The organism is Pontibacter anaerobius (assembly GCF_026241195.1).
Taxonomy (GTDB): domain Bacteria; phylum Bacteroidota; class Bacteroidia; order Cytophagales; family Hymenobacteraceae; genus Pontibacter; species Pontibacter anaerobius.
This window is the reverse complement of the sequence record NZ_JAPFQO010000001.1, coordinates 481136-495337: the sequence shown is the minus strand read 5'-3', so window position 1 is coordinate 495337 and position 14202 is coordinate 481136. Positions and strand designations below refer to the sequence as shown.

The 14202-nt window shown below is 50.2% G+C and carries 11 protein-coding genes; 2 read left to right on the top strand and 9 right to left on the bottom strand.

Annotated features, from left to right (window positions below):
- Positions 1 to 252: 252 nt before the first annotated feature.
- Together OO017_RS02295 and gcvT are read right to left on the bottom strand one after the other, a co-directional pair.
- Positions 253 to 978, bottom strand: a complete 726-nt coding sequence (locus OO017_RS02295) for a 2-phosphosulfolactate phosphatase (RefSeq protein ID WP_266050812.1) — start codon at positions 976 to 978, stop codon at positions 253 to 255.
- 81 nt (positions 979 to 1059) lie between these two features.
- Entirely contained in the window at positions 1060 to 2148 is a 1089-nt protein-coding gene (gene gcvT, locus OO017_RS02290; RefSeq protein WP_266050811.1) for a glycine cleavage system aminomethyltransferase GcvT, read from the bottom strand.
- A 335-nt stretch (positions 2149 to 2483) separates the two neighbouring features.
- Here gcvT and OO017_RS02285 point away from each other — a divergent pair, with 335 nt between their 5' ends.
- Together OO017_RS02285 and OO017_RS02280 are read left to right on the top strand one after the other, a co-directional pair.
- A complete protein-coding gene (locus OO017_RS02285) occupies positions 2484 to 3971 on the top strand; it encodes a sensor histidine kinase (protein ID WP_266050810.1) in 1488 nt (495 codons plus the stop codon).
- 34 nt (positions 3972 to 4005) lie between these two features.
- Positions 4006 to 4443 carry a response regulator gene (locus tag OO017_RS02280; RefSeq protein ID WP_266050809.1) on the top strand — a complete coding sequence of 146 codons (438 nt, stop codon included), beginning with the start codon at positions 4006 to 4008 and terminating at the stop codon, positions 4441 to 4443.
- 176 nt (positions 4444 to 4619) lie between these two features.
- Here OO017_RS02280 and rnhB read toward each other — a convergent pair whose 3' ends face one another.
- From rnhB to OO017_RS02245, 7 genes are all read right to left on the bottom strand, one after another.
- A complete protein-coding gene (rnhB, locus tag OO017_RS02275; RefSeq protein WP_266050808.1) occupies positions 4620 to 5216 on the bottom strand; it encodes a ribonuclease HII in 597 nt (198 codons plus the stop codon).
- 84 nt (positions 5217 to 5300) lie between these two features.
- Positions 5301 to 6878, bottom strand: coding sequence for a RagB/SusD family nutrient uptake outer membrane protein (locus tag OO017_RS02270; RefSeq protein WP_266050807.1), 1578 nt, complete (start codon positions 6876 to 6878; stop codon positions 5301 to 5303).
- Positions 6879 to 6896: 18 nt separating this feature from the next.
- Complete coding sequence (locus OO017_RS02265; protein ID WP_266050806.1) at positions 6897 to 10028, bottom strand: SusC/RagA family TonB-linked outer membrane protein; 3132 nt, start codon at positions 10026 to 10028, stop codon at positions 6897 to 6899.
- A 596-nt stretch (positions 10029 to 10624) separates the two neighbouring features.
- Positions 10625 to 11702, bottom strand: a protein-coding gene (prfB, locus tag OO017_RS02260; RefSeq protein WP_266051026.1) for a peptide chain release factor 2 whose coding sequence is annotated in 2 segments (ribosomal slippage) — positions 10625 to 11641 and positions 11643 to 11702 — 1077 coding nt in all. Because the reading frame shifts where the segments join, the coding sequence is not laid out codon by codon here.
- Between the two features lie 94 nt (positions 11703 to 11796).
- Positions 11797 to 12870 carry a branched-chain amino acid aminotransferase gene (locus tag OO017_RS02255; protein ID WP_266050805.1) on the bottom strand — a complete coding sequence of 358 codons (1074 nt, stop codon included), beginning with the start codon at positions 12868 to 12870 and terminating at the stop codon, positions 11797 to 11799.
- A 48-nt stretch (positions 12871 to 12918) separates the two neighbouring features.
- Entirely contained in the window at positions 12919 to 13470 is a 552-nt protein-coding gene (locus OO017_RS02250; RefSeq protein WP_266050804.1) for a cob(I)yrinic acid a,c-diamide adenosyltransferase, read from the bottom strand.
- Entirely contained in the window at positions 13471 to 14196 is a 726-nt protein-coding gene (locus tag OO017_RS02245; protein ID WP_304608401.1) for an ABC transporter ATP-binding protein, read from the bottom strand.
- Between the last annotated feature and the right edge of the window lie 6 nt (positions 14197 to 14202).

The window sequence follows — 14202 nt, the reverse complement described above, 5'->3', positions numbered from 1 at the left end:
CAACTTGTGGCTATACTTGATGCAAGTTTGCAACTTGCTTTCTGCGGAGCAGAAAAATATGCTTTAAAGAGTTTAAACTGAAGACGCTCTATACTTATAATTTGATCTCTTCGAGCCCAGTTAACGTTATGCAAAGTCACAAGTTAAAAACCTGCAAAAGGAAGCTGTAAAGTATAAAACGGGAGCGGCTGGCATTTATATAGTGCCAGCCGCTCCCGTTTTATACTTCAGAAAAGTTAACTCTCTAACCCCTCAACTCTCTACCTCTTTCACTTTCAGATCCACCAGCCTGTCGTGGCGCCACACGGGCAGCACGTTGTAAACATCGTGGCGGAGACAGAACTCAATGTCTTTGTGAATCTCAAGGTGCTCCAGCCTGCGCACATGCGATGACTGCCGCAGAAATGTAACCAGATCAGCTTTGGCGGTTTGGTACAAGTATACAGCAGCCAGGGCGCTGTCGTTTTCAGAGGAGAATGAATCCTGCAGGCGCTCCACCAGAGCTCCGGCAAACAGCGTGTCCTCCAGGTTAAACTGTCCTTTCCAGCCGGCGCATACTACCAGCACATCCAGCCCCAGTTCTGCCAGGTGCTCGGCTACGGCTTGCAGGTTCAGGAAGGCACCAACCACCACTTCCTCAGCCGTCTCCGACATGCGGATAGCACGAGTGCCGTTGGTGGTGGTAATGGCGATGTCACGGCCCAGTACGTTACCGTCCATGTAACCGAACGGTGAGTTGCCCAGGTCGAAGCCCTCTGCTTTTATGCCGTTGCGCTCCGCCGCCGTCAGGCAACCCTGCGCAGCAAAACCCCGGCACTCCTCCAGCTCCATCACCGGGAAAATCTGTGCAGCCCCCTCGGCAAATGCCGTTACCATGGTAGAGGTAGCACGCAGAATATCCACTGCCACCACTGCCTTTCCCTTCAAATCATACAAATGCAACAGCTCCGGGCTGAAGCATACATCTATACTTGGCATAAAACTTTGTTATTTGTTATGGACTGATGGTTACCCCTAAAAAGCTTGACATCGAATAACCATCAGCCAACAACCAATGATTTACTTTTTAACGAAAGGCAGCTTTACCACTTGCGCTTTCATGTCTTTGTTACGGATGCGGATAGCGACCTCAGAGCCAACCTTGCTATAGTCTTTTGCCACATAGCCCATACCAATGCCTTTGCCCAGCGATGGTGACATGGTTCCGGACGTTACCTCTCCTATCTTCTCGCCCTCTGCGTTCACGATCTCGTAGTCCGAGCGCGGAATGGCTTTCTCCAGCATCTCGAAGGCAACCAGTTTGCGGCTCACGCCCTGCTCTTTCTGTGCCTTCAGGTTCCCGGAGTTGGTAAAGTCTTTATCGAACTTCGTGATCCAGCCAAGGCCAGCCTCCAGTGGAGAAGTTGTGTCGTCGATATCGTTGCCGTAGAGGCAGAAGCCCATTTCCAGGCGCAGCGTGTCGCGGGCACCCAAACCGATTGGCTTAATGCCATACTCCTTACCGGCCTCCATAATGGCATCAAACACTTTTTTGGCATCCTGGTTTTTCACGTAGATCTCGAAACCGCCCGCGCCGGTATAACCTGTAGCTGAAACGATCACATCCTGCGCACCGGCAAACGCACCTTTTTCAAAAGTATAGTATACCATGCTGGCCAGGTCAATCTGCGTTAGCGACTGCAGCGCCTCGGCAGCTTTCGGGCCCTGCACCGCGAAAAGCGAGACCTCATCAGAGATGTTCTCCATCTCCACTCCCTCGGTGTTATACTTGCTGATCCAGTTCCAGTCCTTCTCGATGTTGGAGGCATTTACCACCAGCATGTACTCCTCCTCAGCGAAGCGGTACACCAGCAGGTCGTCTATAATACCGCCATCCTCGTTTGGCAGGCAGGAATACTGTATCTTGCCGTCGGTCAGCTTAGCGGCGTCGTTGGAGGTAACGCGCTGGATCAGGTCCAGGGCCTTTGGGCCGCGCAGCATAAACTCGCCCATGTGCGACACGTCGAAAACACCAACGGCCTCGCGCACGGTCTTATGTTCCTCTATATCTGAAGTGTAGCGCACAGGCATGTTGTAGCCGGCAAAAGGCACCATCTTGGCGCCCAGCGCCTCGTGCACATCGTTGAGAGCGATCTTCTTAAGTTCCATGTCAGTTTTAACTGTTCTTAGATTTAAAGCAAAATTAAGTAAATTTCGGGCGCATCCTAAATTAATAGCCGGCAGCTGCCTCCGCTTTTTCCCGATTTTTCAGGTGCAGCTGCAACAAACACATTTTGCCTGCGTAAGAGCAAAAACCATAATAATAGCCAAAGGAAATATATGATTACCCCTATACTTTATTTTCGCACCGCTGCTGCGGCCCTGCGATATCACAACACATACCTGCTTTTACAAAACTCAGCAACCACTACGCCAAATAGGTAGCCTTACCAGCCGTTGCGCCTGCTTGGCCACGGTTTAAAGTATAGCCTCAGCCCTTATACATGAAACTTTCTGTAAAACTATTTGCCGGATTCTTACTGATCTCGGTGCTCTTTACTGCCGTGGCCATCGTTAACTTCCGCCTGTCGGAGGCCGTTATCGAGAACACGCAGTGGGTGTCCCGCTCTCAGGTTGTGGTGCGTAACTCAGCTTCCCTGCAGCGAAACATCATTGATATGGAAACTGGTTTGCGCGGGTTCCTGCTAAACGGTAACGAGAAATTCCTGAAACCATACTTCCAGGCACGCGACCAGATGCCTGCCCTGATGCAGGAAATGCGAAACTTTGTTACCTCTCCTAACCAGAAACGCAAACTCGATGACATTGCCAGGTACCAGCAGCGGCTGGAGAAGACCTTTGCCGAGCCACTCATACAGATGAAGCGCGGGCAGGACACCCTGATGACCGAAAGGCAGTTCGACGCCCAGCTGGAAACACTGGTGCTGGGCGAGCAGATCATGATGGACTCCATCCGGGGCGCCTTCAAAGACTTTAACGCTTACGAGTATAAAGTGCGGGGCGAACGCAGCGCGCGCCTGAACGAAAGTATAAGCAACACCCGCTACCTCTCCACCATCCTCACCATACTTTCAGTGGTTATCGGCCTTAGCTGGGCATATTACATCACCCGCCTCATTACAAACAGGATCATGAAGATGGTGACGCTGGCCGAGCAGATATCCAGGGGCGACTACAAAACGCAGATCGTGGATACGAGCAATGATGAGCTAAGCCGACTCTCGCACTCGCTTAACCGTATGTCGGCCACTATTGACGAGACCTTTACCGAGCTGGACCTGAAGAACAAGGAACTGGACCAGTTTGCCTACGTGGTATCGCATGACCTGAAAGCGCCGCTGCGCGGCATTGAGGTGGCCTCGCGCTGGGTAGAGGAAGACATGGGCACGCAGCTGCCCGCAAACGTGCAGGAGTACCTGGTTATGATGCGTGTGCGTGTACACCGCATGGAGAACCTGATTAACGGCATACTTGCCCTGGCACGCATTGGCCGCACCAGCCAGGTGGAGGAAGAGGTAGACGTGAACGAACTGCTGTCGGAGGTGGTAGACCTGCTCTCGCCGCCAAGTGGTTTTTATATTGATGTACAAGACAATTTACCCATCTTACACACCGTTCGTATACAGCTACAGCAGGTGTTCAGCAACCTGATCAGCAATGCCATTAAGTACCATGACAAAGACAAGGGCCATATAAGCATTCGCCACCATGAGACGGATGAATTCCATGTTTTCTCTGTAGCAGATGATGGCCCCGGTATTGACCCTGAGTACCATTCGCGCATTTTTGTCATTTTCCAGACCTTGCAGGAACGTGACGCCATGGAGAGTACGGGCGTTGGCCTTAGCATCGTGAAAAAGATTGTAGAGCTGCAGGGCGGCACCATCTGGGTGAACTCTGAACCGGGCCTAGGTTCAACTTTTACCTTTACTTGGCCTAAACAGTCAGGTAAAGACCAAAAATTTTTATAGCTTTGTTTAATTCGATCAGAAGCACCTAAGTATAATGAGCGAGCAAGAAGTAGTAAATATCCTACTGGTAGAGGATGATTATCTGGATACCATGAATGTAGAGCGGGAGCTTAAGAAGATCGGCATTACCCACCCGATTTTTGAAGCTCGCAACGGGAAGGAGGCTTTAAACATGCTTCGTGGTAGCGATGCACCTAAGATCACCCCCGCCCCGAGCGTTATACTTTTGGACATCAACATGCCCAAAATGAATGGCTTAGAGTTTTTAACGGAGCTGCGCCGCGACCCGGAGTTCAGCCATATACCGGTGTTCATCATGACCACCTCCAATGAGGAGTCTGACCGCATGGCTGCCCAGCGCCTCAACGTTTCCGGCTATATTGTTAAGCCCCTGTCCTTCGACAGCTTTGAGCGGAGTGACTCCTCCCTCGATAGTTTCAGCCTTTTCCTGGATCTTATCAAGCTAAAGTAAGGAGACAGACACCAATCATAACGTATAAAAGCCGCTGTACAACAAGTGTACAGCGGCTTTTATACGTTATGGCCAGATTTATCTGAATCTTATACTTTGCCTTATCCACACACGCTCCTGCACTATACTTATACTTTTAGAAAGCCTGAATAACGCAAGATATACTTTAAAGTAGGCTACAGCAGCTCCAGCTGCTTTGGCAGCAGCGCAAAAGATTGTCGGTGATACGGTGTAACTCCATACTTCGAAATACCGGCGCGATGCGCCTTAGTCGGGTAGCCAGCGTTCTGCTCCCACCCAAAGTATGGATGTTCCTCCGCCAGCCGGCACATTAATTCGTCGCGGTAGGTTTTGGCCAGCACCGAGGCCGCCGCTATCGACAGGAATCTTGCATCGCCCTTTACCATGCAACTGTAAGGCAGCTGCCCGTAAGGCTTAAACCGGTTACCATCCACCAGCAGATACTCTGGCTGCTGGCGCAGTGCCTCCAGTGCCCGGTGCATAGCCAGGTAAGTAGCATTAAGTATGTTGACCTTGTCGATCTCCTCCGGCGAGGCCTCCCCTATGGCCCAGGCCACAGCATCGCGGGTTATCTCACCGCGCAGTTGCTCACGTAACCTTTTTGTAAGTTTTTTGGAGTCGTTGAGGAGCGGATGCTGGTAGTCGTGCGGAAGTATAACGGCCGCAGCCACCACAGGCCCGGCCAGGCAACCGCGCCCTACTTCGTCTACGCCAGCCTCTAAAGTATAGCCGCTGTGGTTTGGTAATAGCATAAGTTAAGGTATAACCGCAAGTATAAAAAGAAAAGCCCGCCAGTCAAACGACGGCAGGCTTTTAAAATTTAGCTCAAATTAAAATTAGTATCCAGGGTTTTGCTGGGCAGCTAGCACTGGGTTAGCGTTAATCTCAGAGATTGGAAGTGGCCAGATAAAGCGGAAGTCATCGTAAGGGATGAACGGAATTGCAATTGCCGCATCTCTAACAGAGCCGCTGGCAGCAACAAAATCGTCACGCTTCAGGTTAGCAGATGCAACTTTGGCAGGTATACCGGCAGGGCCATACTTACCTTCTTTAGCCAGACGGTGGATATCTTTCCAACGCAGACCTTCTCCCAGGAACTCAATACGGCGCTCGTTCACAATCGCCTGAATTAAAGCATCTCCTGCAAGGTCAGCATACACCTCATCTGTGGATCTGCCACGTACAGCATTAAGAAGCTCAAGCGCTCTGGCGCTATCTCCGGCTCTTGCCTCAGCCTCTGCCACGTTCAGCAGTACTTCGGCATAGCGCATGATCGGAGACCAGTCTGACTGCGTCTGGGCATCTCTGTACTTGTAAGTATAGATTGCTCGGGCAGTACTTTTCGTAATATCGCGACGGGCATCATCTTCTGGCCAAAATTCCGCGTTCCAGATAATCGGGCTGATAGAAACAAGGCCACGACCACCTGCCACGTTATACATCTGACCAAGAGAGCCGTTCACGCTGGCGTTGTCATTTGCACTATTCTCAAAAGAGAAGACAGACTCTGAGTTCGCACCGTTGTTAGCAAATGGCTCATCAGGCGAAGCAGTTAGCTCGTAACCGCCTACTGCGCTTTCGAATGGACCAGAAGCAGGCACCAGTTTGTTTCCTTCTTCAATCACACCGGCCCAGTCACGCATGTGCAGCTTCACTCTTGTCTTCAAGGCGATGGCAGCACCCTTCGTAGCTCTTGATATTTGCTTAGAACGCGTCTCAGGCAGGTTAGCCTCAGCGTAGTTAAGGTCCTCCAACAGCTTGGCATAACCATCTCTTACAGAGTCTCTACCCTGCTGAGCAGCTTCTTCTACGCGAGCAGGTGTGTTAACTGGAAGTGTTCTGTAAGGCACGCCCAGGTGCGAGGCATCCGGCGTGTGGTTATAAGGGCGTGCGAAGTGCACCAGAAGCTCGTGATGAGACAGGGCACGCAGAAAACGGGCCTCGCCGATGTAAGCATTACCTACCTCAGCCGTGATCAGGCCATCCGCAACCGCCTTCTCAACGCCTTCAATCACGATGTTTGCCTTGTTAATTACAGCATACAGTGTTTCGAAGTGATACACGTTGTTAGCAGAAGCAGCATTGTACGTTGATCCGTAAGTAATGGCATAGAAAGCCTCCAGGTTCAGCATATCCTCACCACGGTTATCGCCCTGCTCCACGTGCGCGGCACCAAACGGATAGCCACGTACAGCACCACCGGCATAGAAACCGCTTTGAGCAGCATCGTATACACCAGCCACAGCAAGCTCTACACGCTCAGGCGTTGTAAAAGCACTTTCTTCGGTAAGGCGGTCATAAGGGGCAAGCTCTGTTACCTCTTTATCACAGGAAGTCAGCATCAGCGAAAAGCAAACCGCCGGGGCAAGAAGAGCTAACTTCAGTTTATTTTTTATGAATGATCTATTTTTCATTGTAGGAAAATTAAAAAATTAGAAACCAAGGTTTAAACCAACAGTGAACACACGCTGCTGAGGCTGTCCGTTCCAGTCAACACCCAGGTTGCCGTTGTTAAGGTTAGTATAAGTTTCAGGGTCAAGGCCAGAGTAATCAGTGAATACAAAGGCATTCTGCAGCTGTGCATAGATTCTCAGACGCTCAATGCTGGCACGCTCAGTAATAGACTTTGGAAGGGTATAACCAAGAGCCAGGTTACTTACTTTCAGGAAGTCGCCGCTCTCCACGAAACGAGAAGATGCTTCGCCGTTAGTGTTGATGAAGTTGCTGTAACCTGCACCGGCAGCCAGCTTAGGCGTTTGGCCATCACCTGGCTTCTCTGGGCTCTGCCATCTGTTCAGGATCTCAGTACCGTTGTTCTCGAAGGCCATTGTTAACAGGTCCTGACGCGTACGGTTCATGATCTTGTTGCCACCAGAGAAGCGCACAAAGATGTTCGCATCGAAGTTGCCATACTTAAAGTTGTTGTCGAAACCACCGAACCACTTAGGCAGTGTGGTGCCCAGGATAGCTTTGTCAGCAGCAGACAGTGATGAGCGCGCACCAAGTACAGTTGGGTTAGCAGGGTCATACACATAGTATACACCAGCAGAGCCTCCGTTACCAGAGATGTTACCTTGTACAAAGGTACCATCAGCCTTGCGATAGATCGGGTTACCGTTAACCTGGTTCACACCTTCGTACTGGTAGCCATAGATAGAGTTGATAGACTCACCCTCGCGGTGGATAGTGTAGTCGTACACAATGTCGTTGCCAGCCACCAGTTCCTTCACTTCGTTATTCTGAGTAGAGAAGTTGAAGTTAGAGTTCCAGGTAAAGTTAGACTTGTCGATCACATTGCCAGAGATAGCGAACTCGATACCATTGTTAACTACACGACCAATGTTTCTGATAATAGAGTTACCAGGTACACCCAGTGATGGAGGGGTTGGTGCTGCAAGAACGATGTCAGAGTTGTCTTTAACCCAGTAAGCAAGCTCCAGGTTCAGACGGCCATCAAACAGGCCCAAGTCCATACCTACGTCAGTGATTTTCTGAGCTTCCCATCTCAGGTCTGGGTTACCAGTGTTGCTGAAGGCAATACCGTTCATAGAGCCATACTGTGCAGCACTGAATGAGCCCAGGTAAGGATAGTTACCACCAGGGATATTGATGTTACCTACCTCAGCGTAGCTACCACGCAGCCTCAGGTCAGAGATGAAGCTAAGTGCAGAAGAGTTCTTGAAGAATTCTTCCTCAGAGATTCTATAGGCAGCGGAAACGCCAGGGAAGTAACCCCATTTGTTGTCAGGAGAAAGCTTGGAAAGACCGTCAGCACGCATAGACACACCGAAGTAGTACTTGCTCGCAAAGTTATAGTTAAAGCGAGCCAGATAAGAAGAAAGGCCATTCTCACCAATACCACCTGAAGCAAACTGGTTAGCAAATGCACCGCTCACCAGGTTCTCGTTGAAGAAACGGTCAGACAGGCCGGTGCCTTGTGCCTGGAAGAAGCTGCTTCTGTATTTGTTGTATTCCTGTACCAAAGTTCCGTCGAAGTTGTGCACATCGCCCAAAGTCTTGTTGTAGCTCAGAATGTTCTGCCAGTTCCAGGCTTTAACCGGTGAGTAAGCCTGAGAAACTACACCACCTGAACCCTGTCCGTCACCATGACGTGGGTCGTTGAACAGGAAGTCGTCCACCATTGACAGGTCAGCACCCAACAAAGTCTTAAAGCGCAGGTTGTCAACCAGTTTAAAATCTAAGTACACGTTTCCAAGACCACGGTAAGAAGTAGCCTTACGTACGTTGTTGTCTAGTACAAAACGGATGTTCGGAATACCGTTGGCAACTACAGCAGAGTTCGGTCCACGGCCAAGGGCTCTTGGCTCAGTAAAGTCAATGTTGTAGCCGGTTGGGTGCTCAGGGTTGTAAACCGGAACGTTAGGGTGCATACGGATAACACCAAAAATGTTACCAGACAGGTTGTTAGAGCCAGTAAGCGGGCCTTGGTTGATCTGGTTTGTTAAACCAGCCTGCAAGCCAAAGTCCAAGAACTTGGTTACTTTAGTAGTCAGGTTAGTACGTACAGAGTAACGCTCCAGGCTGTTAGCACGGCCGATACCCTCCTGATTTGAGTAGCCTAAAGAGAAGTAGTAGGTGTTCTTTTCAGAACCACCGCTGGCAGAGAAAGCATGGCTGTGCTGGAAAGCTGTACGGAATACTTCGTCGTTCCAGTCAGTGTCCCACTCGCCCATAGCGGCAGGAGAAGTCTGGCCAATGTTGCTGTATTTCTCATTTGTGATGTCAACGAACTGCTGTGCATTCAGCAGGTCATGCAGTTCGATAGCCTTGGCAGTACCAGCCCAACCATCGTAAGTAAATTTGGCTTGGCCAGACTTACCTTTCTTTGTAGTGATCAGGATTACACCGTTAGCAGCACGAGAACCGTAAACCGCCGTGGCAGCACCATCCTTCAGGATTTCGAAAGACTCGATGTCGTTCGGGTTGATGTCGGCCAATGCGTTGGCAGGCGTAAAGCCACCCACGTTTCCGGAAGCAGCAGCAGGCACACCGTCGATTACGATAAGTGGCTGTGTGCTAGAAGAGATGGAGTTAACACCACGGATGTTAATCTTTGGAGGAGCACCCAGGATACCTGAAGGCTGCGTGATCTGTACACCAGAAGCACGGCCAGCCAGCTGCTGATCGAAAGATGGAGTAGCTAGGTTAGCCAGATCCGATCCCTTTACAGAAGCAATAGAGCTGGTAACGTCTTTTTTCTGCTGCGTACCGTATCCTACCACCACTACCTCATCCAGAAGTTTCTGGTCAGTAGCCATAGAAGCATTAATGGTAGTAGCGTTACCAATTGCTTTTTCTAAAGTCTGGTAGCCAATAAAACGGAATACCAACGTGTTGCCGTCTGCCGGCACGTTAATGGAGTAAGTTCCGTCAGCACCAGTGGTTGTGCCCACTGTAGTACCCTTCACAATTACTGCAACCCCCGGCAGCCCTTGTGATGTGCCTTGGTCGGTAACCGTACCAGACACAGTTCTGTTCTGGGCATAGGCCTGCTGTAGCAGGGCCAGCACCATTACAAAACTCATCAGTAATAGTTTTCTCATTTGTTGTTTGAATTAAGGTGATTAGAATTGGTTGGTTTTAAAATTTAGCATTTACTTAAAATATGGACATAGCTACGCCATGCTCATATCACTATGAAATTTAAAATAGTAGTACCTGTATCAGGGCTGTTTTTGCAAAACAGCCTTGGGGCACTTTACCAGAAAAGGTTTAGAGTTTGGCGAAGTATGCAGCCTTTTGTAAAAAGCTATCAATACCTATGAAATGAATACTGCTTATGCTACCCCAGTTGCTGGCCTAAAACAACTGAATATAGGGATAGGCATCTATTCAGGCCCAATGATATGCAGTAAAAACTTTAAAAACAATAGACATAAAATATTCTTTATTCAATGTTAAAACACTATAAATAAGACTCTTCCGGATTTAACACCGATCCACAGCTCAAGTATTTCCGATTGCAAAGCCCTAAAAGTGCGTTTTTAGCTTATTAATAAGGTTTTTCTACAATCAATTTTATATCAGTGTTCTAACAACCATTTACATCAACCACCTTTCTTTAATAGTTTAAAGCTGGTGTATCAAAAATAAAGGCGCCCTGTCAGGACGCCTTTAAAAGGTATTTTCAAGTTTATACTTACGCCTGCATCAAAAATGCTTTAATGTACTCATCCAGATCCCCGTCGAGCACGTTTTGCACGTCGGTGCGCTCTACACCTGTGCGTACGTCTTTCACGAGTTTGTAGGGATGAAGCACGTAGTTCCGGATCTGTGAACCGAAGTCGATCCGCTTCTTGGTACTCTCGATGCGGTCCCGTTCTGCGTTACGCTTCTCCATCTCTATCTGGTATAGCCTGGACTTGAGCATGCGAATGGCGTGCTCCTTGTTCATAAGCTGCGAGCGCTCGATCTGGCACTCGATGACTATGCCGGTAGGCTTGTGCTTCAGGCGTACGGCTGTCTCTACTTTGTTCACGTTCTGCCCGCCGGCACCACCTGACCGGAAGGTATCCCAATCAATGTCGGCCATGTTCACCTCGATGTTGATGGTATCATCGACTACCGGATAGGCAAATACAGAGGCAAACGAAGTATGGCGACGACCGCCGGAATCGAAAGGTGAGATACGCACTAGGCGGTGCACCCCTATCTCAGACTTTAGGTAGCCGTAGGCAAAGTCCCCGGTAATCTCCAGCGTGGCCGATTTTATACCCGCCCCATCGCCTGCGTTGTAGTTTATCTGCTTCACGCCAAACCCATGCGACTCGGCCCACATGATGTACATTCGCATGAGCATCTCGGCCCAGTCCTGGCTTTCGGTACCGCCTGCGCCCGGGTTTATCTCCAGGATGGCGCTCAACTGGTCTTCCTCGCCGCTCAGCATGCGCTTGAACTCCAGCCCTTCGACGGCCTCGCCAGCTTTTTTATACTCTTGCTGAATGTCTTCCTCAGATACCTCACCCTCTTTGTAAAACTCAAACAGCACCTCAAAGTCTGACACCGCCTTCTCTACTTCATCGTAGTGGTCAGTCCATACTTTTACGGATTTAATTTCTTTCAGCACCTTCTCCGCCTCTTTGGGGTCATCCCAGAAGTTGGGCGCGGTGGTTTGTATCTCGGTCTCCTTTACCTGCTCTTTCTTGGCATCGTAGTCAAAGGTACCTCCTCAAGGCCTCTACTCTGGCCTTCAACTCTTTTACTTGCTCAGTTGTCATTAGCGTGTTGTGGTTATACTTTCTTTTAAACAAGAAAATGCTGAAGTATAAACCATTGCTATACTTCAGCATTTTGTACTTTATACGTTATATGTTACAGGCTGATTCTGTGAACCCAGTTGTAGAGGTCCGGTGCTTCTCCTGTTTTGATCTTATCCAGCTCGGTGGAGATACGGTTCGAAATCTCCCGGCCTTCCACTGCTGGCAGGTCCATGTCCAGTCCATCGTAATGGATGGTGGCGATCTGAGCAATGGTGGCCGCCGTGCCTGTTCCGAAGGCCTCCTGCAGCATGCCTGCCTTGTATGCTTCTACCAGTTCATCTACCGATACTTTGCGTTCCTCCACAGTATACCCAAGGCCTTGAGCCAACTGCAATACACTGTCTCTGGTGATGCCGGCAAGTATGGTGGTACTTACAGGCGGTGTTATGAGTTTGCCATCCAGCACAAACATCAGGTTCATGGTGCCAGATTCTTCGATATACTTATGTTCCCTGGCATCAGTCCAGATCAGCTGGTGATAGCCGCGCTCCTGCATCGCTTTTGCGGGCAGCAGTGCTGCGCCATAGTTTCCGGCTGCCTTGGCAAAACCGGCGCCGCCTTCGGCAGATCGTACATAATGTGGCTCAATAGCCACTTTCAGCGCTTGCCCATAATAAGCACCCACCGGGCAGGTGAAAACAGCGAAACGGTAGTTAGATGAAGGCCGCACGCCAATAAACTCATCGGTAGCGAACATGAACGGGCGGATGTACAGAGCGCAACCGGGGGTAGGTGGCACCCAGGCAGCATCCAGGCGCAGCAATTGCTCCAGCCCCTGCATAAAAATATCCTCCGTGATGGCTGGCATGCACATGCGCTCGGCAGACTTGTTCAGGCGCCTGAAGTTATCCAGTGGGCGGAACAGCAGAATGTCTCCGTTGGCATCTTTGTAGGCTTTCATACCCTCGAAAATGGACTGCCCGTAATGTATAGCCGAGGTTGCCGGGCTCAACGACATGTTGCCATAAGGCAGAATCTGCGGGATTTGCCAGGCGCTGTCTTTGTAATCTGCCACCAGCATGTGGTCTGCAAAGATCTTCCCGAACTCAATGTTGTTGTAGTCCAGCTCAGCAATGCGCGACTCTGCCACGCACTGTGCCGGTATGGTTAGCATATCTAAGGACATAGTTAAGTATGTTTTTAAAATTCCTTTAAGGTTGTATGGTATGGGTTGCTACATTCTAGGTTTCCAGGTTACTTCCTCTACCCCCAGCTCTTGTGTCATTACGCGGCACAAGGCAAAGAGGTAATCGGAGAGCCGGTTTAAGTACTTAATTACCAGATCATCCACCACCGACACCTCCTGCAGCCGGATAGCCAGGCGCTCTGCGCGGCGGCATACGCAGCGGGCCACGTGGCAGAAAGAAACGGACTGATGCCCGCCTGGCAGTATAAACGCACGCAGCGGCGGCACTTCAGAAGTATACTTATCAATCTCCTGCTCCAGCAGCGTGATGTCCTCTTCGTGCAGGTCCGGGGTGGCCATTTTTGAGTTCTTGTCCGGATCGGTGGCCAGCGTGGAACCGATTGTAAACAGCCGGTCCTGTACTTCTTTCAGGATATCGAGCCGGTTTTTATTCACTTCCTGGTCGCGCACCAGCCCGATATAGGAGTTAAGCTCGTCTACGGTGCCGTAAACTTCAATGCGTAAATCTGATTTGGATACTCTGGTGCCACCAATCAGTGCGGTGGTTCCTTTATCGCCTGTTTTGGTGTATATTTTCATTTAGTGCTGTGCTGCCTGCATTCCGGCAGCTGTGGTTATATCTGGGTTTAAGGTATCCGATTCCACCAGCCCGTCGCGGAGACGCACGATGCGGTGCGCATACTTGGCAATGTCCTCCTCGTGGGTTACCATTATGATGGTGTTACCCTTGGAGTGCAGGTTCTCAAACAACTCCATAATTTCATAAGAAGTCTTTGAGTCCAGGTTACCCGTAGGTTCGTCGGCAAGTATGATGCTGGGATCGTTGATGAGGGCGCGTGCAATGGCCACACGCTGCCGCTGCCCGCCTGACAGCTCGTTTGGCTTATGCTTGCCACGCGTACCCAGGCCTACGCTCTCCAGCGCCCGCTGCGCTTTCTCCTCCCGCTGGCTTTTGTTGTAGCCCGCATAGATCAGCGGCAGGGCCACGTTCTCCAACGAGGTCTGGCGCGGCAGCAGGTTAAAGGTCTGGAAAACGAAACCGATCTCTTTGTTACGCACCTCTGCCAGCTCGTTATCCGACATGTTGCTCACGTCCTGCCCGTTCAGGATGTAGGTGCCTCCGGTTGGCGTATCGAGGCAGCCAATGATGTTCATGAACGTGGATTTGCCTGAGCCGGACGGCCCCATAAAGGCCACGTACTCTCCTTTATTTATGTTGATTGACACTGACTTAAGGGCATTGATAGTCTCAGTACCCATGCGGTATACTTTAGAGATGTCGTGGGTTTCGATGATGGTGCTCATACGGCT

Excerpts from the sequence above, each read along its gene's own strand:
- gcvT (WP_266050811.1), bottom strand. The coding sequence starts at position 2,148 with ATGGAACTTAAGAAGATCGCTCTCAACGATGTGCACGAGGCGCTGGGC.
- OO017_RS02245 (WP_304608401.1), bottom strand. The coding sequence starts at position 14,196 with ATGAGCACCATCATCGAAACCCACGACATCTCTAAAGTATACCGCATG.
- OO017_RS02295 (WP_266050812.1), bottom strand. The coding sequence starts at position 978 with ATGCCAAGTATAGATGTATGCTTCAGCCCGGAGCTGTTGCATTTGTAT.
- OO017_RS02250 (WP_266050804.1), bottom strand. The coding sequence starts at position 13,470 with ATGAAAATATACACCAAAACAGGCGATAAAGGAACCACCGCACTGATT.
- OO017_RS02280 (WP_266050809.1), top strand. The coding sequence starts at position 4,006 with ATGAGCGAGCAAGAAGTAGTAAATATCCTACTGGTAGAGGATGATTAT.
- OO017_RS02255 (WP_266050805.1), bottom strand. The coding sequence starts at position 12,870 with ATGTCCTTAGATATGCTAACCATACCGGCACAGTGCGTGGCAGAGTCG.
- OO017_RS02270 (WP_266050807.1), bottom strand. The coding sequence starts at position 6,878 with ATGAAAAATAGATCATTCATAAAAAATAAACTGAAGTTAGCTCTTCTT.
- rnhB (WP_266050808.1), bottom strand. The coding sequence starts at position 5,216 with ATGCTATTACCAAACCACAGCGGCTATACTTTAGAGGCTGGCGTAGAC.
- OO017_RS02285 (WP_266050810.1), top strand. The coding sequence starts at position 2,484 with ATGAAACTTTCTGTAAAACTATTTGCCGGATTCTTACTGATCTCGGTG.
- OO017_RS02265 (WP_266050806.1), bottom strand. The coding sequence starts at position 10,028 with ATGAGAAAACTATTACTGATGAGTTTTGTAATGGTGCTGGCCCTGCTA.